The sequence below is a fragment of the Hephaestia sp. MAHUQ-44 genome, assembly GCF_023806085.1.
GTDB lineage: Bacteria > Pseudomonadota > Alphaproteobacteria > Sphingomonadales > Sphingomonadaceae > Sphingomonas.
In genome coordinates, this window is sequence record NZ_JAMSLX010000002.1 from 39658 (window position 1) to 64228 (window position 24571).

Genomic DNA, 24571 nt, shown 5'->3' on the forward strand with positions numbered 1-24571 from the left:
GATGTCGCCGCCCCCCTCGCCGGTGCTCCCGGGCTTGATGCAGGAAGAGCCCCTGCTGATCGCCGGGATGGTGCGCCACGCGGCCAGGATCAGCGCGCGGCATGAAATCGTCTCTCGCGAACCGTCGGGGGCGTTGGAGCGGACCACTTATGCGCGCGTCGAGGTGCGGGCGCGGCGTCTGGCGCATGGCTTGGCACGTCTTGGTATCAGCGAAGGCGATCGCGTCGCGAGTCTCGCGAGCAACAGCTATCGCCATCTCGAATTGTTCTACGGCGTCCCGGGTTCCGGTGCGGTGTTGCACACCGTCAACCCGCGCTTCGGCGACGACCAGATCGTCTATATCCTCAACCATGCCGCCGACCGGGTATTGGCCTTTGACCCGGATCTGCGCGTGCTGGTCGAGCGGATCGCCCCGCGGCTCGAAACGGTCGAGCATTTCGTTGTGCTCGGTGACCTGCCGATCGAGTCGAGCCTGCCGTTGATCGGCTATGAAGCGTTGCTCGCCGACGAGGATTATGAGTGGCCCGATCTCGACGAGCGCGCCGCGGCGTTGCTATGCTATACCAGCGGCACCACCGGGCATCCCAAGGGCGTGCTCACCTCGCACCGCTCCACCGTTATCCACGCGCTGGCGGCCCAATCGGCCTGCGCCTTCGCGCTGACGCCGCAAGAATGCGTGCTCCTCATCGTGCCGATGTACCACGCCTTTGGCTGGGGTATTCCCTATGTCGCGGCGCTGGCCGGGGCCAAGCTGCTGCTGCCCGGACCATCGCCGGATGCCGCCGCGCATGTGCGCCTGATCGCGGCCGAGCGGGCGACGCTGGCAATGGGCGTGCCGACGGTCTGGACCGATATTCTCGACCATCTCGCGGCCGCGCATGGGTCGCTCCGGCCGCTGCGCCGCGCCTTGATCGGCGGGTCCGCGATGCCCGCGCGGATCGCGCAACGGCTCCGCGACGATCATGGTGTGATGGCGGTCACCGGTTGGGGGATGACCGAACTGAGCCCGCTGGGGTCGTTCTCGGGGACAACGCCTGCGCTGGACGCCTTGCCCGAAGCCGAGCGCGAGCGGTTGAGCGCCGCGCGCGCGGGGCGGCTGCTCTATCCGCTCGAGGTCAGTGTGCGCGGCGAGGGCGGGGGCGAGGTGGTGGCCGATGGCGAGACGCCGGGCGAAATCTGGGTGCGCGGCCCGTGCGTCGCCGCCGGTTATTATGGCGACGAGGGCGGTGCGGTGCGCGACGCCGCAGGATGGCTCCCGACCGGGGATGTCGGCACGATCGACGCGCATGGGGCGATCGCGATCGTCGACCGATCGAAGGATCTCATCAAATCGGGCGGCGAATGGATCAGTTCGGCCGCGATCGAACGCGCGGCGCTCATGGTACCTGGTGTCTCACAGGCCGCCGCCATCGCCGTTGCGCATTCGCGATGGCAGGAGCGGCCGTTGCTGCTGGTTGTGGCGCAGCCCGGCGCGACGATCGATCGTGCCGCTTTTGCCGTGGCGTTCGACACGGCGCTGCCGCGCTGGCAGCATCCCGACGATATCCTGATCGTCGAGGCGCTGCCGCAGACGGCGACGGGCAAGATCGACAAGAAGGCGCTGCGCCGCGCGCATGACCGGCGCGACGCGATGCCGGCGCACGGGGCGGGTGGGGAGGAAGGGTTATGACCGCGGCAGGACAAGCGACGCGGGCGGGACACTCCCCGCTCATCCATTTCCCGGAGATCGTCTCGCTGGGGGATGCGCCCCGCCTTCACGGGCGCCTACGCGGCGATCAGCCAGCTTTCTCCTTCGAGGGGCGCCAGACGAACTGGGCCGAATTTGATCGCCATACCGCGCGCGTTGCCGGGGCGCTCGCGGCCAGCGGCGTCGGCAAGGGGCACCGCATCGCCTATCTTGGCAAGAACTCCGATCGCTATTTCGAACTCCTGTTCGGTGCGTTTCGGGTCGGTGCGGTGATGGTGCCGATCAACTGGCGGCTGGCTGCGCCCGAAATCGTCGAGATCCTGGCCGATTCGGCGGCAAAGATCCTGTTCGTCGACGAAACGGGCGCGGCCCTGGCGGACCTGACGGACGATCGGCCGGTCTACGCAATCGCGCCGGTCGAGGGGGTGGCCGATTACGAGGGATGGCGCGATGCCGGGTCGGAGATCGAGGTCGTGGTGCCGGTCGCCGCCGACGATCCGTGCATCCAGCTTTATACCAGCGGGACGACCGCGCGGCCGAAGGGAGTCGTGCTGCCGCACCGGGCGCTGTACGCGTTCAACGAACACGCGGCCGCGTATCCCGATCAATTTGGCGAGGACTTCGCGTGGATCAGCTGGTCGGCGGACGACATCGCGCTGGTGGCGTTGCCGATCTTCCACATCAGTGGATCGGGCTGGGGAATGATCGCGGCATATGCCGGTGCCCATACCGTGGTGCTCGACGAATTCACGAATGAGGGCGTGATCGACGCGATCCGGCAGTTTCGCGTCTCGAAAACGGTCCTCGTCCCCGCGACGATCCAGGCCATCACCGATTATCCCGGTCTCCGCCGGGAAGACTTCGCCTCGATGCGCTATTTCATGTACGGCGCGGCCCCCATTTCCGCCGAACTGCTCGAGCGCGCGGTGGCCGCGTTCGGGTGTGCCTTCGTCCAGATGTATGGTCTGACCGAGACCTGCGGCGGGGTGAGCTGTCTTCCGCCGGCTGATCATGTGGTGGGGAGCCCGCGGATGCGCTCGGCGGGCAAGCCGTTGCCGGGGGTCTCGGTCAAGATCCTCGATCCTGAAAGCGCGCGCGTGTTGGGACCCGGCGCGGTGGGCGAGATCTGCCTCAAGACGCCCGCGATCATGTGTGGTTACTGGCAGCAGGCCGCCGAGACGGCGCGTATCCTCGATGCCGACGGGTGGTTCCGCAGCGGCGACGCCGGCTATCTCGACGCTGACGGCTATCTGTTCATTACCGATCGCATCAAGGACATGATCGTCACCGGCGGGGAGAATGTGTACCCCGCCGAGGTCGAGGCGGCGCTGGCGTTGCACCCGCAGGTTCGCGAGGTCGCGGTGATCGGCGTTCCGGATCCCAAATGGGGCGAGGCGGTGAAGGCCATTGTCGTCCCAATCGGTGGTGCCACGCCCGATCCCGCCGATCTGATCGCCTGGGTACGCGCACGGATCGCCGGCTACAAACTGCCAAAATCGATCGATTTCATCGATGCGCTGCCGCGCAACGCCACCGGCAAGGTGACAAAAAATTCGCTGCGTGACCGCTATTGGGCGGGCCGCGACCGCAACGTGAATTGAGGAGCAGCACGATGGTGTCGCTGGAACGATTGGTGGCCGAGCACGAATGCGCGAAATTGCAGATCGCTTATGCACGCACCGCCGATCTGGGCGATGCCGAGGGCTTTACCGCGCTGTTCACCGCGGATGCGTCGATCCACATTCCCGAATATCCGCCGTTCGCGGGGCAGGAAGCGATCCACGCATCGCTGGTCGCCCTTGCGGCGAGCGGCGTCACGATGCGCCATGTGATCACCAACCAATATATCACGCTAACCGGGGCCGATACCGCCGAGGGCGGCTGCTATCTGGTCGTCTACAACGATCCCAATCCGGCCGGTGCCGACGGCGTGCACGAAACCCGGCCGCCCGCGACCGTCGGTGAGTATGCCGATCGTTTCGCTTTGACCGCTGCCGGGTGGCGGTTCCGGGAACGGCGGCTGACGCGTGTCTTCAGGTCGGCCGCGTGATGGCGGTGCCACGGCCACATGCCGCCATGTCATTCGAGAGGAGCAGATGATGGAGATCGGTACCTGGAAATCGATGGCGGGGATGGACGAGACCTATCGCCAGGCGCGTGAATACGGGCTCGAAACCAACCTTGCCGAGCTCGAGGCGTTCGGTTTTACGGTGATCCCGCCGGACAAGACCGGCGCCCCGCGCGACTTCGCGGCACGCCTGCTCGATCGCGTGGTCGAGATTGCCGCGGATGAGAATGCGGGGGCCGTGGAACTCGAAAAACACAACGCCACCAAGCCCGCCGACGGGCGCCAGCTCTTCAACCTGTTGCGTCGTGATCCGCTGTTCGTCGAGACGATGATGAACCCGGTCACGAGGATCATGGGCGCCTATATGATGGGCCAGAGCTTCCGCCTGTCGAGTATGGTCGCATTCTACAAGCCGGGGCCGGCGCGGTCGACGCCGATGCATACCGACAGCGTCGGCGTGCCGACGCCGCTCCCCGCGTACAGCTCGATCTGCAACATCAGCTGGGTGCTGTCCGATTACACCGTCGAGAACGGCACCTTCGGGATGGTGCCGGGCAGCCATCGCTGGTGCCGCCATCCCGTGGCGACCGAGCAACCCGGCTTCATCGGCGGCGCGCTTGAGGAGGGGCTGTGTGTGCCGGTGTGTGCCGAGCCGGGGTCGCTGATCGTGTTCACGGGCAATACCTGGCATTGCACCTATCCCAAGACGACCGATGCCGCCCGCGCGCATGTCGTCGTCGCCTTCTGCCGCAACTACGTTTTTCCGGCGGAGCGCTACGACGACATGCCCGACGATGAAGTGGCGCGATACGGGCCCGAATTTGCCCGGATCATCGGCCGCGAGGCCTGGCAGGGCTATCGCGCCGAAGGGCCCAAGCTCGAACGGCTGCTCGCGGTGCGGCCAGCCTATCAATCGCAGCACGGATGAGGAGAGGCGCGATGCGCGACAAGATCGAATTTGCGGGCCCCGAATGGCACGCGCGGCTCAAGGCGCTGCTCGAACGCTACACGACACTGGCCGATCCCGGTCTCCGTCTGTCGATCTGCGAGGTGTTCACCGCTGTGCCGCCGCATCTCGACGCGGACGGCACCGGCCGGATCGCCTGGCATTGTCGCATCGCGGACGGCACGGTCGCGTTCCATGATGGCGAGATCCCGACCGCCGATCTCAAGACCATCGCCGATTACGATTTCGTCCTGCGCCTTGCGCGGATGAAGATCGAGGAAGCGACGCTCGCCGATTATCGCGCGCTTCAGGCCGAAGGCGCGGCGTCCGGCAAGCTCGTGTCGACGGGTGATCCAGCGCTGGTGCCGGCGGTGTTCCACGGCATGCACAACGACCTCGCGGAGATCACGGCGTGACGACGGAGCCTGTCCATATCCGGTACGAACGGCCCGACGCGGGCGTGGCGCGGATCGTTATGGATCGCGGTGAGCGGGCCAATGCGCAGGACACACGCTTCCTGTACGAGTTGAACGCCGCGTTCGACCGGGCGGCGGCGGAGGACGACGTTCGCGTCATCATTCTCGCCGCCAACGGCAAGCATTTCTCTGCCGGGCACGACATTCGCGAGCGCGATCATCTCGCCAATCAGGATGGGTTCGCGCCGGTCACGCCGTTTCAGCAGCATCACCGGCCGGGGGCCGAAGGACGGATGTCGCGCGAAGAGGAGATCTACACCGGTTTCTGCGAACGCTGGCGCAACCTGCCCAAGATCACGATCGCGGCGGTGCAGGGCAAATGCGTGTCGGGCGGGCTCCTGCTGTGCTGGCCGTGCGATCTGATCGTGGCGGCGCAGGATGCGCAATTCCAGGATGTGACCGTCGCGATGGGAATCGCAGGGGTCGAATGGTTCGCGCATCCCTGGGAAATGCCCGCGCGCAAGGCCAAGGAGATGCTGCTGACCGGCGATCCGATTGCCGCCGAGGAGGCGCGGGCGCTCGGGTTCGTCAACCGCGTCGTGCCGGCCGCCGCGCTGGCTGAGGAGACCCTCGCGCTCGCGCGCCAGATCGCGCGCCAGCCCAGTTTCGCGACCAAGATGGTCAAGCAGGCGGTCAACGGCGCGATCGACGCGCAGGGGCGCCACGCGGCCAACCAGATCGCCTTCGCGCTCCACCATCTGGCGCACAGCCATGCGATGGAGGTCCACGGCCTGCCGGTCGATCCGGCCGGGATCCATGCCAGCGTGGCGAAGAAATACGCGCCCGGCGAGGAACCGTTTCGGGCGCCGGAGGCCGACGAGAAATAACCGCGGCGATCGGGCGGGCCGGCGCTGGTGGGTTTGCGCGCGGTACGTGTCTCTACGGGAAGGCGGAGAAAAAACCGCGATGCTATGGGGAGGGGAAGATGGTTTCCGATATGATCGCCGCGACGCGCCGCTGGGCGTGCCTTGCGTTGCTCGGTGGAACTTCGGCACTGGCGTTCGCCGCCGCGCCGGCAGGGGCACAAACGACCCCGGCGCAGGACGACGCGCCGACGCCGTCCGATCAGGTTGATGCGGCCCGCCAGGATACGGTCGGCGCCATCATCGTCACCGCCCAGCGCCGGGCCGAACGCGACATCGACGTACCGCTGTCGGTGACCGCGTTCGATGCCCGGATGGTGGAGAATCTCAGCGCGTCGTTCCTGATCGACGTCGGTACGAAGGTTCCCAACGTGCAGTTCACGCCCGGCACCAACTCGCCGGGGATCGCGATCCGCGGCGTCAGTTCGCAGTCGAACATCAATGCCGGCTTCCCGCCGGCGATCGGCGTGTATGTCGACGAAGTCTATCAGGGGCGCGATCCCACGTTCAACACGATCCTGAACGATATCGAGCGGGTGGAAGTGCTGCGGGGGCCGCAGGGCACGCTCTACGGCAAGAACACGATCGGCGGCGCGATCAATATCGTCACGCGTGATCCGACCAACGCGTTCGGCTTTTCGGGCGACCTGAATTACGGAAACTACAATTTCGTCCAGGCGCGCGGAAGCCTGGGCGGCGCGATCGTCGAGGACAAGCTGCTGATCCGGCTTTCGGGCGTCCACCGCCAGCGCGATGGCTTCATTCGCAATACGACGACCGGCGAGAAGCTCAACGATCTCAATTCCGACGGCGCACGCGCGGTCGTGGTCGCCAACATCAGCCCGGCGGTGACCTTGCGGTTGAGCGCCGATTATTTCGGCGAAGAAGGGACGACGGCGCTCGAGACGGGGCCGGTGACGCTCGCCGCTTTGCCCGCGTTCGCGGGCATCCCGCCCCAGGACGCGAGCGACAATATCGTCCAGCTCAATGCCCCCGAATTCGCGCGGCGGGAGCTTTATGGGTTCTCCGGCCGGTTCGACATCGACATGGGCCCGGCGATGCTGACCTCGATCACCGCATGGCGCCGCTATACGTCCGATTTCAACGACGATTCGGACGGCCTGCCGATCGACGCGTTCGAGGTCGGCCGGCAGGAGAACGGCACCAATTTCAGCCAGGAACTGCGGCTTACCTCGACCGGGTCGGGCGCGCTCAGCTGGATCACCGGCTTCTATTATTATGCCGAAGACACCCGGAACCATCGTCGTATCGCCCTGGGTGACGATATGCCGCTATTGCTCGTGGGTGACCTCGCGGGCGTGGTGTTCCCCGGTTATGGCGGCGAGCAGGCGCGCACCGATTCGCGGATCGACGGGTCGAGTTGGGCGCTGTTCGGATCGACGACGTACAAGCTCACCGATCGGCTGAGCCTGACGGCCGGGCTGCGCTACACGCACGAGCGCAAGGATCTCACTTACGAACAGCGCCATACGCAGGTCTATAGCGGCGGGCTGGGCGGATCGATCATTCCGAATTTCGCGGTCGCGATCCCCGAGCGGCGCGAACGCTATACCGATAACCGGCTGACCGGCGACGCGAGCCTGAGCTACGCCTTCTCGCCCGACCATGTCGGCTATCTGCGGTTCAGCCGGGGGTTCAAGGCGGGCGGTTTCCAGACCGACGTGATCTCGCCGCCGTTCGGGGCGACCGATCGGCTGGGGTTCGACCCCGAAACCGTCGACAATTACGAGGCCGGATTCAAATCTTATCTGTTCGGCCATAAGGTGCGCTTCAACATCGCGGCTTTCCTCATGGACTGGCGTGACAAGCAGGAGCAGATTTTCACCGGGCTGTCGTTCCTGATCCGCAACGCCGCCAATGCGCGCAGCAAGGGGATGGAGGTTGAGATCAGCGCGCAGCCGGTGGCCGGGCTCTCGCTCGACGCCAATCTGGGGTATCTCGACACGCGCTACACCGATTTTCCGGGCAATTCGCTCGAGGGGCGCCATTTCCCGAACCTGCCCAAATGGACGTGGAGCACGGGCGCGCAATATACCGCTGCCGTCTCGAGCGATTTCGAGCTGACGGTGCGGGGCGACGTCAACCATCGCGGCGAGACGTACAACCAGCCGAACACCAATGTGTTCGTGATCAGCGAGGGGTTGACCACGATCAACAGCCGGCTTGGCGTGCAGCGGGCCGACGGCCAATGGGGCGTCTATCTGTGGGGACGCAACCTTGCTGACGTCAAGCGGCTGGGGATCGGGTCCAGCTTCCCATTCCCGAACGCGACGATCACGACGCGCAATGCCGGGTTCGGCCGGACGTTCGGCGCCGAGTTGCGCGTCAACTTCTAACGACCGGCGGCGAGCGTGGGGCCCGGCCTCCCGCTCGCCGCCGCGCGTGAGCCAGCGGGTCCTGCATGATCGATTCAGTCCATTATACGCCCGAGCACGAGGCCTTTCGTGAGAGCGTTCGCCGTTTCATCGTGCGCGAGTGCCTGCCGCACCGCGCCGCGTGGCGCGCGGCGCTCAAGACGTCGCGCGCGCTTTGGGAGCGCGCCGGTGAGGCCGGGATCCTCTGCACCAAGGTAAGCCCCGAATACGGGGGGGCGGGGGGCGACATCTATCATTGCCTGGTGGTGATGGAAGAACAGACGCGCGCCAATTTCGGCGAACTCGCCTTTTACCTGCACAGTGACATCATCGCGCCCTATATCGAACGCTACGGTACCCCGGCGCAGCGCCGGCGCTATCTGCCGGGGATGGCGACGGGGGCGATCGTCGCGGCGATCGCGATGACCGAACCGGGCGCCGGCAGCGATCTCCAGGCGATCACCACGCGCGCCAGGCGCGACGGCGACGACTATATCCTCGACGGACGCAAGACCTTCATCAGCAACGCGCAGAACGCCGATCTGATCGTGGTCGCCGCGAAGACCGATCCTGCCGCGCGCGCGCGCGGCATCAGCCTGTTCCTGCTCGACACGGCCGATGCGACCGGTTTCGCCCTGGGCCGCAATCTCCGCAAGATCGGCGTCAAGGCGCAGGACACGTCGGAGCTGTTCTTCGACGGCGTACGGCTCGGCGGCGGGCAGCTGCTGGGCGGGGTCGAAGGGCAGGGCTTCTATCAGTTGATGGATCGCCTTCCGGAGGAGCGATTGATCATGGCGATGTCGGCGGTCGCGACGATGGAATGTGCGGTCGACGAGGCGGTGGCCTATGCGAAGCAACGTGAGACGTTCGGCAAGAAGCTGATCGAGCACCAGCATATCCGCTTCGAACTGGCACGCTGCCGGACGCTGGCCACGCTCGCGCGCACCTATCTCCTGCGTGCGCTTGATCTGTTCGTTGAGGGGCGGTTCGATGCACGACACGGCGCGATGGTCAAATACTGGACGACCGAACGGTGCTGCGAGGTGACTGACGCCTGCCTGCAATTGTACGGCGGCTACGGCTATATGAAGGACATGCCGATCGCCGATCGCTGGGCGGATGCGCGCCTCGGCCGCATCGCCGGTGGTGCAACCGAGGTGATGAAAGACCTGATCGGACGGGCATTATGACCCACGCGACAACCTGTGACGGGCTCGCCAGTGCCTCGCGCCTCGACTGGCTGCCCGAGCATGAGATGCTGCGCGCCACCGCCCGCCGCTTCTTTATCGACGAATGCCAGCCCCATCGCGAGGCATGGGAGAGCGATGGCATGGTGCCTGCCGCGATCTGGCGCCGCGCCGGTGAGCTTGGGCTATTGTGTCCGCGTCTCCCGGTCGAACTCGGCGGGTCCGGCGGTGACATCCTGTGCTCGATCGCGCTGATCGAGGAACAGGTGCGGGCTGATGTCGTCGCGCCGATGTTTTCTCTCCATTCGGATATCGTTGCGCCCTACATCGCGCATTATGGGACGGCAGCGCAGCAAGCGCGTCTGCTCCCCCGGCTTGCCTCGGGGGACTGGATTGCGGCCATCGCGATGACCGAACCGGGCGCGGGCAGCGACCTTCGGGGGATGCGGACGCGGGCACGCCGCGATGGGACGGATTGGGTGGTCAACGGGGCCAAGACCTTCATCTCGCACGGCTGCTGCGCGAACCTGATCGTGCTTGCCGCGCAGACCGACGCGGGGATCAGCCTGTTCGCGGTCGAAGCCGACGGTCTCGACGGCTTGCGCCGCAGCGCGCCGCTTGAAAAGGTCGGGCAATGGGCCGCCGATACCGCCGAATTGTTTTTCGACGACGTGCGGCTTCCCGCCGACGCCTTGCTCGGTGCGGAGGGCGGCGGGTTTGCGATGTTGCGTGAACGGCTGATCGAGGAGCGTCTGCTCACCGCCGTCAGCGCGGTCGCGATGGCCGAGCAGGCGATCGAGCACACGCTCGCATATACGCGGGATCGCAAGGCGTTCGGCCGCTCGATTCTGGATTTCCAGAACTCGCGCTTCAAGCTGGCCGAGGCACGGACCGATGTCGATGTTGCGCGCATCTTCGTGGAGGAATGCATTCTCCGCTTCGCCGACGCTTCGCTCGACGAGGCGCAGGCGGCGATGGCGAAATACTGGACGACCGACCTGCAAAACCGGGTGATCGACGATTGCCTACAGTTGCATGGCGGTTACGGCTATATGCTCGAATATCCGATCGCGCGCCTGTGGCTGGATAGCCGGATCACGCGCATCTACGCGGGCACCAACGAGATCATGAAGGAAGTCATCGGACGGTCGCTATGACGCCGGGATTCGCCGTCACCCGCGACGGTGCGATCGAGACGGTGACCCTTGATCGCGTCGGGCGCCTCAACGCGCTCGATCTGGCGACGATCGATGCGCTGACCGCGTATTTCAAGGGGCTTCTCGCTCGTCCCGAGGTGCGATGTGTGCTGCTCAGGGGCGCCGGACGCGGTTTCTGCGCGGGCCTCGATCTGGCCGATTGGCACGATATGCTCGCGCACGCGACGCCTGCGGCCATGGTTGGGGTCCAGACCCGCGCGGCGGGCCTCATCCGTGCGATGCGGGCCGCGCCGCCGCCGATCGTCGGGCTCGCGCACGGCGTCGCAGCGGGCCTCGGGTTCGCGCTGCTGCTGGCCTGCGATCTGCGCATTGGCGCCGTCGGGCTCGCGATGAACGTGGCCTCGGTCCGTATCGGGTTGAGCGGCGCGGACGTCGGCATCAGCTTTCTCCTCCCGCGCATCGTGGGGGAGGGGCGGGCCGCCGACCTGATGCTGACGGGGCGGGTGATTGGCGCGGAAGAAGCCATGGCGATCGGCCTGTTGGGCGATATCGTCGCCGACCGAGATCTCCACGACAGGGGGCTGCGCGCGGCTTCCGATATCGCGCGCAATGCGCCGCTCGGCGTGCGGATGACCAAATCCGCGCTCGCGGCGGCCGCGCCGACGCTCGAAACCGCGATGGCGATCGAGGACCGCCAGCAGGTGTTGCTGATCAACACTGCCGATCATCGCGAGGCCGTCGCCGCCTTCATCGCCAAGCGCCCACCAGTCTTTACCGGAGCGTGATCGCCGTCCCGGCCAGCTGCCGCCGCCGGCCGCACCGTTGCCGGCGCATGACGACGCTTGCCCGCGCCACAAATGCGGTTGCCACACCCGAAGAGCCGTGTATTATGTGATCACATAATTGAGGGAGAGCGATGATGCTATGGACCGGTGCGCTATGGCTGGTTGCCGCGACGATGGTGCCCGCTGCTACGACCGACGCCCCGGCGCCGGCGTCATCGACCCCGGCCGTGCCCGCCGCCGAGACGGAGCGCCCGGCGCTGCCGTGGACGCTCGATGAGCAGGTGCGGATGTTCAAGGCGATGGAGGACCAGCTCCCCTCGCGCGTTGTGAAGCGCGGCGAAACGGTGCACGCGCTGGCGAACGGGACGCCGATCGCGCCGCGCTGGCGACAGGGCGAGCGCGAACTGACGATCGAGAAATGGATGGACGAATACAGGTCGTCGGGGGTCATCATCCTGCGCGACGGCAAGATCGTCTACGAACGTTATGCCCTCGGCCGGAAGCCCGACGAGCGCTGGACGTCGTTCTCGGTGGCGAAATCGGTGGCGGGTCTGCTGGCTGGCGCCGCGATCCGCGACGGCAAGCTCGCGCTCGGCGATCAGGTGACGCGCTTCATGCCTGAACTCGTGGGGTCGGCTTATGATGGCGTCACCGTCGAAAACATACTGACGATGAGTTCCGGGGTTCGCTGGTACGAGGATTATGTCGACGGCGTATCGGATCTCGCGCTGACCCACGCGATCAGCGCGCGCGGCGGGGATTTCGTCGTCGAGCATCTTGCCAAGCTCGAGCGGGCGCACGAACCCGGCACGACCTGGCATTACAATACCGCCGAAAGCCATCTGCTCGGCATGGTGGTGTCGCGTGCCGTTGGGATGACGCTGTCCGACTATCTGTCAGAAAAGATTTGGAAACCCTATGGCATGGAGCAGGATGCCGCGTGGCTGATCGATGGCAAGGGCCGTGAATCGGCGGGCTGCTGCCTGTCGATGACACTGCGTGATTATGCGCGGCTTGGGCAGTTCGTGCTCGATGGCGGAATCGTGGACGGCGCGCCGGTCATGGAGGCACAATATCTTGCCGACGCGACCTCGGTGAGGATCGCCAACGATCAGCCGGCGCCGTCGGGTTACGGCTACCAATGGTGGATCGGCGCGCGCGCGTTCGAGGCATCGGGCATCTTTGGCCAGTCGATCCTGGTGTATCCGAAGGAGCGCCTTGTCATTGCGGTCAACTCGGCGTGGCCGGCGCCGATCGGCGATGACCTGTTCGCCGCCTTGTCGCTCTTCTACGGCGCGGTGCACGACGCGGCGGCGCCCGATTTTGCTCCGGTCCTGAAGCCGGCGAACCGTGCGGCGACGGCGCCGTAAGCGCGCGTCAGCCTTGCTTGCCACGCTTGCGTTTGCCGGGGCCGGTCACGGCGGTGGGGGTCGTTTCCAGCGCATGGATCAACGCCACCGCCGACGCGCTGATGTCGTCGACAATGCCCCGCCGCGCGGCCTTGCCGTCGCGCCGTGCGAGCGCGTCGACGATCGCCCAATGCGTCGCCATCGAATCGACCAGGCTCGCCCGGTCAGGCATCATCCTGGGAACGTACGGGCCGACCCGCAGCCACATCGCTTCGATCAGCGTGGTCAGCGTCGGCATCCGGCACGCTTTGTAGACCGATCGGTGAAACGCCCAATTGGCCAGCACATACGCGCCGACATCGCCCGCATCGGCAGCCGATTGCATTGCCGCGCAGTGGCGTCGCGTCGTCGCGATCTCGGCGTCGCGGATATGGTCGACAGCGCGTTCGGCGGCGAGCCCTTCGAGCACCACCCTGATGTCGCGGATTTCACGATAGCTGTCGGGATCGAGGTCGGGCACGCCGAGCACGCGCTTGCCGCCGCGCGCGATCAGGGCCCCTTCGGCTTCGAGCCGCTGGAGCGCGCCGCGCACGGGCATCATACTGACATCGAGCGCCTCGGCGGCGCCACGCAGCGTTATCTTCTGTCCCGGCTGGATCTCGCCCCGCATGAGGAGGCCCCGCAAATGATCGTAAACGCGTTCCTGAATGGTCGCGCCGTCGTCGGCAGCGGGAATGTGATCGACGTCGAGAGCTGTCATGAAGGGCCTTTCGCCAGCGACTTTGGCTTGAGAGCGCCAATGGCGCAAGCGTTGGGACGTAATTGGTGATCACATCGTGCAAGACAATCAATTGATGACGCGCAACACGCCAGATAGCGGGAGAACCACGGAGCCGTTGTTGGTCGTCCGCGATCTGCGCGTACGGTTTCGCGGCGGAAACGGTGTGACAACCGAGGCGGTGCGCGGCGTATCGTTCGATGTTGCGGCGGGCCGATGCCTGGCGATGGTCGGCGAAAGTGGCTCGGGCAAGAGCCAGACCTGTCTCGCCTTGCTGGGCCTGCTCGCGGCCAATGGCGAGGTTTCGGGATCGGCCCGGTTCGAGGGGCGCGAACTGGTCGGGCTTCGCGAGCGCGAGTTCAACGGCATTCGCGGGTCGAAGATCGGCGTCGTCTTTCAGGACCCGCTGAGCGCGCTCGCACCGCATCTACGGATCGGCGATCAGATCGCGGACGGGCTGTGCCGGCATCACGGCATGACGCGCAGCGCCGCGCTTGCCGAGGCGAAAGCATGGCTCGATCGCGTGCGCATCCCCGATGCGGCGCGGTGCTTGCGGCAATATCCTCACGAATTGTCCGGCGGGATGCGGCAGCGCGTGATGATCGCCGCCGCACTGGCGCCCCGCCCGAGCCTCCTGATCGCCGACGAGCCGACCACCGCGCTCGACGTGACGATCCAGGCCGAACTGCTCGATCTGCTCGCCGATCTGGTGCGCGCGCAGGGGACGAGCCTGATCATGATCACGCACGATATGGGCGTCGTGGCGCGCATGGCGGATGACGTGTGTGTGATGCGCGATGGGGAGATCGTCGAGGCCGGCAGCAGCACCGCGATCCTCACTGCACCCCAGCGCCGCTACACGCAAACATTGTTGGGGGCGATCAGCCGGATCGATGCGCCGAGCCGGGTCGTGCTTCCCCCGGAGGCTGGCGCGCCGGTGCTCGCGGTCGAGCGGCTGAGCGTCCGCTATCCGCTTGCACGGCGGGCGTTTGCGCCACGCCGTCATCATCTTGCGGTCGATGGGGTCGATGTCGTCCTGCGCGCCGGCGAGACGCTGGCGATCGTCGGCGAGAGCGGATCGGGCAAATCGAGCCTGGCCCGTGCGGTGACCGGTTTGATCGCCGCCGAGGCGGAATCGGCCGCGTTGCTTGGATCGCCGCTGACCCTGGGCAAACGCCGGTGGGACTTGCCGGTGCGGCGCGACGTTCAGATTGTTTTTCAGGATCCGCAAGGCAGCCTTGATCCTGCGATGCCGATCTGGCGCTCGGTCGAAGAGCCGCTGCGCGTGCACCATCCGGCGTTGACCGCCGCGGCGCGGCGCGAGGCGGTGATCGCGGCGTTGCGCCGGGTCGAGCTCGATCCCGCGCTGGCCGAGCGGTATCCGTCCGAACTGTCGGGGGGGCAGGCGCAGCGCGTGGGGATCGCCCGCGCGATGATCCTCAAGCCCAGGGTGCTGGTATGCGACGAAGCCGTGTCCGCGCTCGACGTTTCGATCCGGGGACAGATCATCGATCTGTTGATCGCCCTCCAGCGCGACACCGGGCTCGCGATGCTGTTCATCACGCACGATCTGTCGGTGGTGCGCGCCATTGCTCACCATGTGCTTGTGCTGCACCACGGCCGGGTGATGGAGTTGGCATCAGCGGACCGGCTGTTCGCTGATCCGGGGCACCCCTATACGCGCTCCCTGCTCGGGGCGGTGCTGTCGCCCGATCCGGGGGCATCGTCGGCGCGGCCCGATCGCTATCAGCCGACCGGGCAGGGGGGCGACCTTGTCGCCGTCGCGCCCGATCATTGGGTGCGCGGCTGAAGCGCCGGGGTTGCGCGCTCAAGGCGGTCTAGCTCACGCAGGCATAACGCATCAGGTGAACGTCGTCGCGATTGTCGTGCCAGCCGGTTACGCGCGGGTTGACCAGATTGCCGGCCGCGTTGACGAAGACCGGCGCGACGGGCGCGTCGAGCAGCATCTGCCGCTCGGCGGTCTGGAGCAAGGTCGCACGACGGTCGAGATCGGCCTCGGCTTCGGCGCGCGCGATCAGGGCGTCATAAGCGGGGTTCGCATAGCCGCCGTAATTGGCGGAATTCCCGGTCCGCAGCAGGTTCAGGAAATTGGTCGGATCGGGATAATCGGCGATCCAGTCGGTGTAGGCGAGTTGAAAGCCGCCCAGTTGCAGATCGCTGAAGAAAACCGCGATATCGGCGACCGACAATCGCGCATCGACACCGATCGCGCGTAGATCGGCGGCGATGGCGGCGGGTGTGCCGATCCCGATGATCGACTTGATCTCGATCTTCAGCGGATGGTCGCGCGTATAGCCGGCGTCCGCCATCAACCGCGTCGCGAGCGCGCGTCGGGAATCGAAATCGAGATCGGCCCAGGGCGGGTCTGCCGGCAGCGCGCCGAGCGAGGTGGGGACGAAGCTATAGGTCGGGCGTTGCCCAGCCGTCAGCACCTTTCCGGCGATGAAGTCCCGATCGATCGCCATCGCGATCGCCCGCCGCACCCGGATGTCGGCGAAGGCGGGATCGCGCAGATTGAACGCCATATAGATGATATGGCCGAACGCGTGCGTTCGCACATAATCGGGAATGCCGCCGGGCCCGCGCAGATAGGCGGTGCGCGTTGCGTCGAAGGTCGGATGCCAATCGAGTTCGCCGCGTCGCACGCGGCGCTCGGCGAGGGTCGCATTGGGGCTCGGATAATAATCCACCCGATCGAGACAGACGTCGTCGGCCGCGTAGAAGCGCGGATTGCGGACCAGCGTCAGATGGTCGCCAAGCCGCCATTCGGCGAGGCGATAGGCGCCGCTGGAAACAAACCTGCCGGGCCGGGTCCAGTCATCCCCCCAGCGCCGCACCGCATGTTCCGGCACCGGCAGGAGCCCGTAATGAGTGAGGAGCGAAGGCAGATATGGGGCCGGGTGGACGAGCCGGATCACCAAAGTATGCGGATCGGGCGCGGTGACGCCCAAACTGTCGACGGGCGCCTTGCCGATGTTGATCGGCTCGGCGTTGAGCACCGGATATAACAGGCTGGCGTAGGAGCCCGCAGTGACTGGATCGACGATCCGGCGCATCGAAAAGACGACATCTGCCGCGGTGATCGGCGCCCCGTCGGACCATTGCGCCTCGCGCATGTGGAAGGTCCAGACCAGCCCGTCGGGGCTCGTCTCCCAATGCGTTGCCAGCCCGGGGACGATGCGGCCTTGTGCGTCGAAGGTCGTCAGCCCGGTCAGCAGGTCGACCAGGATCGTCTGGTCCTGCTTGACGAACGACCGTGCGGGATCAAGCGATCCGGGGTCCGACATGATGCCGGCGCGCAGGCACTTCTGCCCGGCGGGACACGCCGAGGGCTGCGCCTGTTCGCCGCAGCCCGCCAGCATGAGGCCCAGCGCCAGGAGGGGGGCGTATCTCTTCACCGCGTTGCTTCCGTTCCGGCCGCGCGGCGCATCGCCTCGCCGAGCAGGTTGAAGGTGCCGAGCACCAGCACCATCGTCAGGGCGGGAAAGATCAGCATCCACGGGGCGATTTCCATCTGATTGGTGCCCTGGCTCATCAACGTGCCCAGCGACGCGAGCGGTTCCTGGATGCCGAGCCCGAAGAAGCTGAGAAAGCTCTCGGCCAGGATCACGTTGGGGATGCTCAGCGTCATGAAGGCGGCCACCGGGCCGACCATGTTGGGAATGATATGACGCACCATGATCGCCGGGGTGGAGACGCCGATCACCTGTGCCGCCTCGATATATTCGCGCTGCTTGAGACTGAGCGTCTGGCCGCGCACGACGCGGGCGATCGTCAGCCATTCGACGCTGGCGATCGCGACGAGAATGATCGCGAGGCTGTTGCCGAAGGTGACCGTCAGCAGGATGACGAAGATGATGAACGGCAGGGCATAAAGGATGTCGACCGCGCGCATCAGCAGCGCGTCCACCCAGCCGCCGAAATAGCCCGCGACGACGCCGACCACGACCCCGATCACCAGCGCGGCCGACGTGCCGGCTAGTCCGACGATCAGCGACACGCGCAACCCGGTCAACAGCCGCGCGAGCAGGTCGCGTCCCAGCCAGTCGGCGCCGAGCAGATGGCCCGCGCTCAGTGGCGCCACCCACCGGTCGGGCTTGTTGATCTCGTCAAAGCCGAACGACGTCAGCAACGGCCCCACCAGCGCGGCCAGCAACAGGAGCACCAGCGCGGCGGCAGCGAGGCGACCGGTCCGGTCGCGGCCCAATCGGACGAGTAGGTTGATCACAGCCGCACCCGAGGATCGATGGCGGCATAGGCGATATCCGCGATCAGGTTCATGATCACGATCAGCGTGGCGTAAAGCAGGATCACCCCCATCACGAGCGAATAGTCGCGCTGGAGGGCGCCCAGCACAAAGGCGCGCCCAAGCCCGGGAATGCCGAAGATCAGTTCGACGACGAACGAGCCGGTCATGAGCCCCGCGGCGGCGGGCGCCAGGAAACTGATCAGCGGCATCAGCGCCGGTGGCAGGGCATAACCGAGCACCACGCGGCGGCGCGACAGCCCGCGTCCGCGTGCGCTGCGCACCGCGTTCGAACGCAGGCTCGCGATCATCTCGGTCCGCACGATCCGCGCGATCGCGGCGATCAGAGGAATGGTGAGGACCACCACCGGCAGCACGTAAGCGGAGGCGCCCACGAGCCCGCCATTGGGGAGCAGTTTGAGCCGGGAGGAAAAGACGAAGATCAGGATCGGCCCCATCACGAAGGTGGGGACGGCGATCCCGCCCAGAATTACCGTGCCGACGATGCGGTCGATCGCGCCGCCGCGCCGGAGCGCCGCGCCGATGCCGAGCGTGACGCCGAACGCCGTGCCGAACAGCAAGGCGAGGCCGCCGATGATGGCGCTGGTCGGCAGCCCCTCGGCAATGATCCCGCCAACCGTGCGGCCGGGATATTTGAGCGACGGCCCGAAATCGCCGGTCACCGCGTTGCCCAGATAGCGCACGAACTGTTCGGGTAGCGGCCGATCAAGGGCGAACCGCGCGCGCGTCTGCGCCTCGACTGCCGGCGACACCTTCGCGCCCGTGAACGGCGATCCGGGGGCCGCGTGCAGCATCGCGAAGGTCATCGACGCGATCACCAGCAGGATCGGGACGGCGACCAAGGTCCGGCGAACCATCAGTCGCCACATGCGTCACACTTTCCATCGGTGTCTGTCGGGATGGTGGATGGCGCGCGGTCCGCCTTCCTCCCACGCTCGCTGAATATCGTCATGCCCGCAGCTTTGCATATCGTGGTTGAGGGGGCAATATGTGATCACAAAATGGCGTCGGCAGGGGGGATTCGGTCGGGTTCCAGTTGCGTTGGCCGACGTCATCGTTTAACCCGACATCAAATATGTGATCACAAAATAGAGGTCAGATCGGATGCGATTCGTCCAACTGCATCGTCGCTGCGGCAAGGGGAACGCGCAAACCCAGGTGCGCGCACTTGGTACGCGACGTTGAGCGGTTTTATCGCCCCGGCCATCGCGAGCCAGCACGAGGCGGCCGCCAATCTCGCGCTCGCGCGCCGTTTCGTGGCGGCTGCGAGCGTGCGTCCGCTGGGCGGGGAGCGCGACCGTAATCTGCTGATCACCGCGACTGACGATGCGCATTACGTGCTCAAGCTGGTCGAGCGCCAGGAGGCCGAGGTCGCGGTGCCGCTGCAGATCGCGGCGCTCGATCATATCGCGCGCGCCGATCCCGGCTTGCCGGTGCCGCGGGCGGTGCCGACGATCGATGGCGCGCCCTTGGTCGAACACGGCGCGCAACTGGCGTGGATGGTCAATTATTGCGAAGGCGCGCTGATGCGCGAGGTCGGCGTGGACACCGGGTTGCGCAACGATCTCGGCGCGATCACCGCGCGCTTGGTCACCGCGCTGGCGACGTTCGATCATCCCGCTGCCGTCCGCGCGATCGATTGGGATGTCCGCCGCAGCCCGGCCGCGCGCGCGCTGATCGCGGCCGAGCCCGATGCGAATGCGCGCGCGCTCGCCATGCGGGGCCTCGATCAATTCGCGGAGGCAGCTGCCGGCGATTGGAGCGCCTTGCCCACGCAAGTGATCCATGGCGATCTCAACCCCTACAATGTCATCGTCGATCGTTCGGGGCGTGCGATCACGGGCATCATCGATCTCGGCGACATGCATTACGGCCCTCGGGTGGCCGATCTCGCGATTGCTGCCAGTTATCAATTGGTCGAGGGATTCGCCGGCGCGCGCGCCGTGGTTGCGGGCTACGTTTCGGAATGTGCGCTTGATCCGACCGAAGTCGAGGTGCTGCCGCTGTTCATGGCCGCGCGGCTTGCGATGACGATTGCGATCACCGCCGACAGCGCCGCGCGCCGACCCGCAGAGGCAGGCTATCTGCGCCGCAACGCGTGGGCGGCGGTCGGCGGGCTTGCCCGGCTTTACGCGGAAGGTGGCGGCGGATTGCCGCGAGGGGAGGCGTTTTTGCCATGACGATGATCAATGCATTTTCCGGCACTGCCGGCGATCGGCTCGACGCGGATGATGAGGCGCTGCTCGATCGCCGGGTTCGCGCGCTCGGCCCCGCCTATCGCCTGTTCTACGATCGCCCGGTGCATCCGGTGCGCGGAGAGGGCGTGTGGTTGTATCAAGCCGACGGCACGCGTTTGCTCGACGCGTATAACAACGTCGTGCCCGTGGGGCATTGCCATCCGGCGGTGGTCGAGGCGATCGCGACGCAGGCGGCCACGCTCAATACGCACACGCGCTATCTTGGCGATCGCGTGGTCGATTATGCCGAGCGGATGCTGACGACGCTGGGGGGAGACATCGCGCATGTCATGTTCACCTGCACCGGGTCGGAGGCGAACGATCTTGCGCTGCGCATCGCGCGTGCCGCCACCGGCGGGCGCGGCGTCATCGTCACCGCCAATGCCTATCACGGCGTGACGGCGCTGCTTGCGGGAATGTCGCCGTCGCTCGGCGATTCGGTCGGCCTGCACCGTTTCGTTCGCGCGGTGGCGCCGCCCGATCTCGCCGCTGCCGATCCGGCGGCAGGCTTTGCCGCCCGCGTTGCCGAGGCGGCCGACGTGCTTGCCGCGGCCGGATTCGGGCCGGCCACCTTGCTGGTCGATACCGTGCTGTCGAGCGATGGCGTTCTCGGGACGACGCGTGTGCTTGCCCCGGCGGTCGCGGCGATCCGCGAGCGCGGCGGGGTCGTCATCGCCGACGAGGTGCAGGCGGGGCTTGGCCGCGTCGGGCCCGATTTTTGGGGATTCAGGTGGCAGGGGTTCGAGCCGGACCTCGTGACGTGCGGCAAGCCGATGGGCAATGGTCACCCCGTCGCGATGGTTGCCGGTCGCAGCGCGCTGTTCGCGGCGTTCGGCACCGTGCGTTATTTCAACACCTTTGGCGGCAACGCCGTTTCGGCGGCAGCCGGGCTCGCGGTGCTCGACATCATCGAGCGCGACGGTCTCGCCGCGTCGGCGGAACGGGTCGGTGCCGATCTGGTCGAAGCGCTGGCCGCGGTCGGCGACCCACGCGTGCTCGAGGTTCGCGGTGTGGGTCTCGCCATCGCCGTCCGGCTTGCCAATGGTGATCTCGCGCACCAGCTGGTCAACGCCATGCGCGAGCGCGGCGTTCTGATCAGCGCGACTGGCCGCGACGGTGCGGTGCTCAAAATCCGTCCGCCGTTGGTGTTCGGTGCCGAGCATAGCGACATTCTGGTTGCCGCCTTCGCCGCATCGCTCCGGGATATCGACGGGCAGCACGCCGGCTGATCGGCCCGACGAGGATCATGACGACGCTGCCAAACGTGTGGTGAAGCGCTGGGAAGGTGCATTGCTCCGCACGGTCAGTCCGAAAATGTGATCACAATACGCTTGACACCGGACCGGCTATCGCCTGTATTTGTGATCACAAATACTAGTCATAATAACTTTCTTGGGGGGGCGCCCGATGCGAACCAAATTACTTGCTGCGTCCGCGATGGCGCTTGTCGGCATGATGCCGGCCCTTTCCTCTGCCCAGGAGGCGCCGGAGGCCGAGCGCGCGGGGAGCGGCGATGCGATCGTCGTGACCGGTACCCGCCTGTCGACCTCGGTCGACAAGGTGCCCTATGCCGTGCTGCAGGTATCCGACGAGGAACTGGCGCAATCGGGGACCGACAATCTTGCCGACATCCTGACCGATCTCGGCCCGGTTTCGGTTGGCCTGAACGAGAATAACTCGCAGAATTTCTACGCAGCGGCGGGTAGTAATCTCGTCGATCTGCGCAAGCTCGGTTATGATCGCACGCTCGTGCTCGTGAACGGGCGGCGACAGGTGCCCGGCGCGATCGGCACCAACGCGGTCGATCTCAACGCCATTCCGGCACCGCTGATCGAACGCGTCGAAATCGTGACCGGCGGCACCTCGGCGGTCTATGGCGCCGATGCTGTGTCGGGCGTCATCAATGTCGTTCTCAAGAACGATTACAAGGGGCTCGAACTGCGCGGCCGCGGTGGCATGACGGCGCGCGGCGACGGTGGGTCATACGGCCTGTCGATGCTCGCGGGCACCGATTTCGATGGCGGGCGCGGCAATATCACCTTCACCGCGCTTTACGACGACGTGAAGGGCGTCAAAGCGACCGCGCGCAGCTACGCGTCCGACAATTTCTATGCGTTCGACAACCCCGATATCTATATCGGCGGCAACAGCCACGGCGCGGGCTATCCGTACCTCACCCATCACACCAACGTCAGTTATCTCGGGCCGACGCAGCTCGGGATCATCAATTTCGCGGCGTTCGGCATGCCCGGCGTCTATTCGGTCGCGCCGGGCGGGCAGAGCATCCGGCCGTATGATTATGGCGTGCTGGGAATCGATGTGTTCGGCACCCAGATCGGCGGCGACGGCGGCACGTACCAGCAATATGACAATCTCTCGCTGCCGGTTGAACGCATTTCGATGGCGGCCAACCTGCGCTACGAAATTGCGTCGGGCGCAGAGTTGTTTTTCGAAGGTCGCTATACCAACAGCGCGACCAGCACGCGCTGGCAGCCGATCGCCGATTGGGAATATGGTTACGTCCCGATTTCGGTGGACAACCCCTTCGTACCGGCCGGTTTCGGCGCCATGGTGCAAGCGACCTATGGGCTGCCGGCCTTCCCCTTCGGCCGCATCTACGAGGATTTCGGGCGCCGCGGCGCGGATAACGAGCGCATCAGCCAGCAATATACCGGCGGCATTCGCGGCGAAACGCTCGGGCTGAAATACGAAGTTTTTGCCGGATATGGCCGCAACACGCTCGCGAGCCATTTGGTAGGCGGCCGCGATCAGGACCGGTTTCTTGAATCGATCGACGTCGTGCTGATGAACGGCCAGCCGGCTTGCGCCAGCGCCGATGCGCGCGCGCGCGGGTGCCAGCCGCTCAACGTCTTCAATCCGGCGGCAACCCCGGCGGGCATCGCGTACAGCCTGGTCGACGACAATTATGCCGCGCGGCAGACGCTGGCGATGGCGGGGGCCAACATCGCGGGCGATCTCTTTACGCTTCCTGCCGGCCCGGTCAGCGCGGTGCTCGGCGTTGAGGCGCGGCGCAACGCGATCAATATCATGCCGTCGCATGCGACGCGCGGCTGCCGTATTCAGATGCTGTGTCAGGATCCCGCCAAGGGATCGGTCAGCGTCAGAGAGGCCTTTGGCGAGCTGCGTGTGCCGATCCTCGCCAATATGACGGCGATTGACGAACTGAGCTTCCAGGGCGCCGCGCGCCTTTCGGATTACGATACGACCGGCACCGACTGGACCTGGAATCTGGGCGGCACTTACGCCCCCATTCCGGACGTGCGTTTCCGCGTCATGCGGAGCCGTGCGGTGCGGTCGCCGAGCCCCGACGCCTTGTTCTCGTCGCAGAGCCAGAGCTTCCTGTTCCTCAAGGATCCGTGCAGCGCGCCCAATCTCAATCAGGGCACGTCGAGCCGTGCCGGCAATTGCGCCGCGCTTGGCATCCCGGCGAGCTTCACCGCCAACAGTTCGTCCAAACCCGTTTATTTCGGCGGCAACCCCAATCTCGATGTCGAGAAGGGCGATACCTGGACGGCGGGGATGACGGTCACCCCACGTGTCATTCCCGGCCTGCGCATTGCGATCGATTATTATGACATCCGCCTGACGGGGGCGATCGCGCCGCTCGACGCGCAGACCATCCTCAACACCTGCGTGGACAATCCAGTCAATCCCTCGGGTAGCCCGGCCTGCTCGGCGATCACGCGGGGCGCGGATAACAATATCAGCGCGGTCCGTTCGGGCTTCCTCAACGTTGGCCTGCTCAAGACGAGCGGGATCGATTTCAATATCGATTATGCCTTCCGGCTGTCGGCGCTATCGGCGCCGCTGCCCGGCCGCATCAACCTCAACGTCGGCGGAACCTGGGTCGATAAGCTGCGCTACTTCGCCGATGCTGCGGCGCCGGGCACCGAGCGGAAGCTGGAAGGCTTTCGTCCGGGCCAGCCTGGTGGGCTTGGCGGCACGCCCGAATGGGAGATGACCGGTTCGGCGACCTACTCGACCGAGCGGCTAGCCGTTACCTGGCACGCCCGCTACATTTCCAGCGTCTCGCTGGCCGCGTCGGAATTGGTGGCGTCACCACTGCCCGATTTCATGTATGATCTGCCTTATACCGGCAGCAAGATGTTCCATGATCTATCGATCGCCTATGACGTGACCCAACACGCGAACCTGCGTTTCAACGTCAACAACATCTTCGATAGCAAGCCGCCGCGGCGGAATTTGGTGTCGCAGGGGCGCGACGGCGGGGCCCTCTATCCCAATCTCGGGACGACATTTTCGGCGGTGCTGACCTACACGTTCTGATCGACGACGCGCAGGCGCGCGCAGGGGAGGGGTGGCGGCGGCGCCACCCCGCGCCCGTCTCGATCCC

18 protein-coding genes and 1 pseudogene are annotated in these 24571 nt (G+C 66.1%); 15 read left to right on the forward strand and 4 right to left on the reverse strand.

All coding sequences use genetic code 11. From position 1 onward, the window contains the following. Position 1 precedes the first annotated feature (1 nt). The 11 genes from NFE57_RS02310 to NFE57_RS02360 all read left to right on the forward strand — a co-directional run bounded on the left by NFE57_RS02310 (position 2) and on the right by NFE57_RS02360 (position 12914). The gene (locus tag NFE57_RS02310) at positions 2-1669 is read left to right on the forward strand and encodes a long-chain-fatty-acid--CoA ligase (RefSeq protein ID WP_252133958.1); all 1668 of its coding nucleotides are present in this window, start codon (positions 2-4) and stop codon (positions 1667-1669) included. Next, positions 1666-3288, forward strand: a complete 1623-nt coding sequence (locus NFE57_RS02315; RefSeq protein ID WP_252133959.1) for a long-chain-fatty-acid--CoA ligase — start codon at positions 1666-1668, stop codon at positions 3286-3288. Before NFE57_RS02310 ends, NFE57_RS02315 begins: the two co-directional genes overlap by 4 nt. A gap of 11 nt (positions 3289-3299) precedes the next feature. Continuing rightward, positions 3300-3737: a nuclear transport factor 2 family protein gene (locus NFE57_RS02320; protein WP_252133960.1), complete on the forward strand. Its 438-nt coding sequence runs from the start codon at positions 3300-3302 to the stop codon at positions 3735-3737. A 49-nt stretch (positions 3738-3786) separates the two neighbouring features. Then, positions 3787-4683: a phytanoyl-CoA dioxygenase family protein gene (locus NFE57_RS02325; RefSeq protein ID WP_252133961.1), complete on the forward strand. Its 897-nt coding sequence runs from the start codon at positions 3787-3789 to the stop codon at positions 4681-4683. An 11-nt stretch (positions 4684-4694) separates the two neighbouring features. Further along, a complete protein-coding gene (locus tag NFE57_RS02330; protein ID WP_252133962.1) occupies positions 4695-5117 on the forward strand; it encodes a hypothetical protein in 423 nt (140 codons plus the stop codon). Then, the gene (locus tag NFE57_RS02335) at positions 5114-6004 is read left to right on the forward strand and encodes an enoyl-CoA hydratase (protein ID WP_252133963.1); all 891 of its coding nucleotides are present in this window, start codon (positions 5114-5116) and stop codon (positions 6002-6004) included. Before NFE57_RS02330 ends, NFE57_RS02335 begins: the two co-directional genes overlap by 4 nt. 98 nt (positions 6005-6102) lie before the next feature. Further along, entirely contained in the window at positions 6103-8397 is a 2295-nt protein-coding gene (locus NFE57_RS02340; RefSeq protein WP_252133964.1) for a TonB-dependent receptor, read from the forward strand. Positions 8398-8462: 65 nt separating this feature from the next. Further along, positions 8463-9605, forward strand: a complete 1143-nt coding sequence (locus NFE57_RS02345; protein WP_252133965.1) for an acyl-CoA dehydrogenase family protein — start codon at positions 8463-8465, stop codon at positions 9603-9605. After that, positions 9602-10759, forward strand: coding sequence for an acyl-CoA dehydrogenase family protein (locus NFE57_RS02350; RefSeq protein WP_252133966.1), 1158 nt, complete (start codon positions 9602-9604; stop codon positions 10757-10759). The genes NFE57_RS02345 and NFE57_RS02350 overlap by 4 nt, the downstream gene beginning before the upstream one ends. Beyond that, complete coding sequence (locus tag NFE57_RS02355) at positions 10756-11544, forward strand: enoyl-CoA hydratase/isomerase family protein (RefSeq protein WP_252133967.1); 789 nt, start codon at positions 10756-10758, stop codon at positions 11542-11544. Before NFE57_RS02350 ends, NFE57_RS02355 begins: the two co-directional genes overlap by 4 nt. Positions 11545-11675: 131 nt before the next feature. Continuing rightward, the gene (locus NFE57_RS02360; RefSeq protein ID WP_252133968.1) at positions 11676-12914 is read left to right on the forward strand and encodes a serine hydrolase domain-containing protein; all 1239 of its coding nucleotides are present in this window, start codon (positions 11676-11678) and stop codon (positions 12912-12914) included. Between the two features lie 7 nt (positions 12915-12921). Here NFE57_RS02360 and NFE57_RS02365 read toward each other — a convergent pair whose 3' ends face one another. Then, positions 12922-13653 (reverse strand): GntR family transcriptional regulator, encoded by a 732-nt coding sequence (locus tag NFE57_RS02365; protein WP_252133969.1) that lies wholly within the window; start codon positions 13651-13653, stop codon positions 12922-12924. Positions 13654-13837: 184 nt separating this feature from the next. Here NFE57_RS02365 and NFE57_RS02370 point away from each other — a divergent pair, with 184 nt between their 5' ends. Next, entirely contained in the window at positions 13838-15481 is a 1644-nt protein-coding gene (locus NFE57_RS02370; protein ID WP_252133970.1) for a dipeptide ABC transporter ATP-binding protein, read from the forward strand. 262 nt (positions 15482-15743) lie between these two features. Here NFE57_RS02370 and NFE57_RS02375 read toward each other — a convergent pair. From NFE57_RS02375 to NFE57_RS02385, 3 genes and pseudogenes are all read right to left on the reverse strand, one after another. Then, positions 15744-17054, reverse strand: a pseudogene (locus NFE57_RS02375) (peptide ABC transporter substrate-binding protein); the annotation flags it as partial. 32 nt (positions 17055-17086) lie between these two features. Further along, positions 17087-17920: an ABC transporter permease gene (locus NFE57_RS02380; protein WP_252133972.1), complete on the reverse strand. Its 834-nt coding sequence runs from the start codon at positions 17918-17920 to the stop codon at positions 17087-17089. Continuing rightward, positions 17917-18828 (reverse strand): ABC transporter permease, encoded by a 912-nt coding sequence (locus NFE57_RS02385; protein ID WP_252133973.1) that lies wholly within the window; start codon positions 18826-18828, stop codon positions 17917-17919. Before NFE57_RS02385 ends, NFE57_RS02380 begins: the two co-directional genes overlap by 4 nt. A 312-nt stretch (positions 18829-19140) precedes the next feature. Between NFE57_RS02385 and NFE57_RS02390 the strand changes: the two genes are divergently transcribed. The 3 genes from NFE57_RS02390 to NFE57_RS02400 all read left to right on the forward strand — a co-directional run bounded on the left by NFE57_RS02390 (position 19141) and on the right by NFE57_RS02400 (position 24504). After that, positions 19141-20139, forward strand: coding sequence for a phosphotransferase (locus NFE57_RS02390; protein ID WP_252133974.1), 999 nt, complete (start codon positions 19141-19143; stop codon positions 20137-20139). After that, positions 20136-21425, forward strand: coding sequence for an aspartate aminotransferase family protein (locus NFE57_RS02395; RefSeq protein ID WP_252133975.1), 1290 nt, complete (start codon positions 20136-20138; stop codon positions 21423-21425). Before NFE57_RS02390 ends, NFE57_RS02395 begins: the two co-directional genes overlap by 4 nt. Before the next feature lie 223 nt (positions 21426-21648). Then, complete coding sequence (locus NFE57_RS02400; RefSeq protein WP_252133976.1) at positions 21649-24504, forward strand: TonB-dependent receptor domain-containing protein; 2856 nt, start codon at positions 21649-21651, stop codon at positions 24502-24504. The last annotated feature ends 67 nt before the right edge of the window (positions 24505-24571 follow it).

Coding starts and splice junctions, on each gene's coding strand:
- NFE57_RS02360 (WP_252133968.1), top strand. CDS start 11,676: ATGATGCTATGGACCGGTGCGCTATGGCTGGTTGCCGCGACGATGGTG.
- NFE57_RS02315 (WP_252133959.1), top strand. CDS start 1,666: ATGACCGCGGCAGGACAAGCGACGCGGGCGGGACACTCCCCGCTCATC.
- NFE57_RS02350 (WP_252133966.1), top strand. CDS start 9,602: ATGACCCACGCGACAACCTGTGACGGGCTCGCCAGTGCCTCGCGCCTC.
- NFE57_RS02340 (WP_252133964.1), top strand. CDS start 6,103: ATGGTTTCCGATATGATCGCCGCGACGCGCCGCTGGGCGTGCCTTGCG.
- NFE57_RS02325 (WP_252133961.1), top strand. CDS start 3,787: ATGGAGATCGGTACCTGGAAATCGATGGCGGGGATGGACGAGACCTAT.
- NFE57_RS02345 (WP_252133965.1), top strand. CDS start 8,463: ATGATCGATTCAGTCCATTATACGCCCGAGCACGAGGCCTTTCGTGAG.
- NFE57_RS02400 (WP_252133976.1), top strand. CDS start 21,649: ATGATGCCGGCCCTTTCCTCTGCCCAGGAGGCGCCGGAGGCCGAGCGC.
- NFE57_RS02330 (WP_252133962.1), top strand. CDS start 4,695: ATGCGCGACAAGATCGAATTTGCGGGCCCCGAATGGCACGCGCGGCTC.
- NFE57_RS02355 (WP_252133967.1), top strand. CDS start 10,756: ATGACGCCGGGATTCGCCGTCACCCGCGACGGTGCGATCGAGACGGTG.
- NFE57_RS02310 (WP_252133958.1), top strand. CDS start 2: ATGTCGCCGCCCCCCTCGCCGGTGCTCCCGGGCTTGATGCAGGAAGAG.
- NFE57_RS02320 (WP_252133960.1), top strand. CDS start 3,300: ATGGTGTCGCTGGAACGATTGGTGGCCGAGCACGAATGCGCGAAATTG.
- NFE57_RS02365 (WP_252133969.1), bottom strand. CDS start 13,653: ATGACAGCTCTCGACGTCGATCACATTCCCGCTGCCGACGACGGCGCG.
- NFE57_RS02395 (WP_252133975.1), top strand. CDS start 20,136: ATGACGATGATCAATGCATTTTCCGGCACTGCCGGCGATCGGCTCGAC.
- NFE57_RS02385 (WP_252133973.1), bottom strand. CDS start 18,828: ATGTGGCGACTGATGGTTCGCCGGACCTTGGTCGCCGTCCCGATCCTG.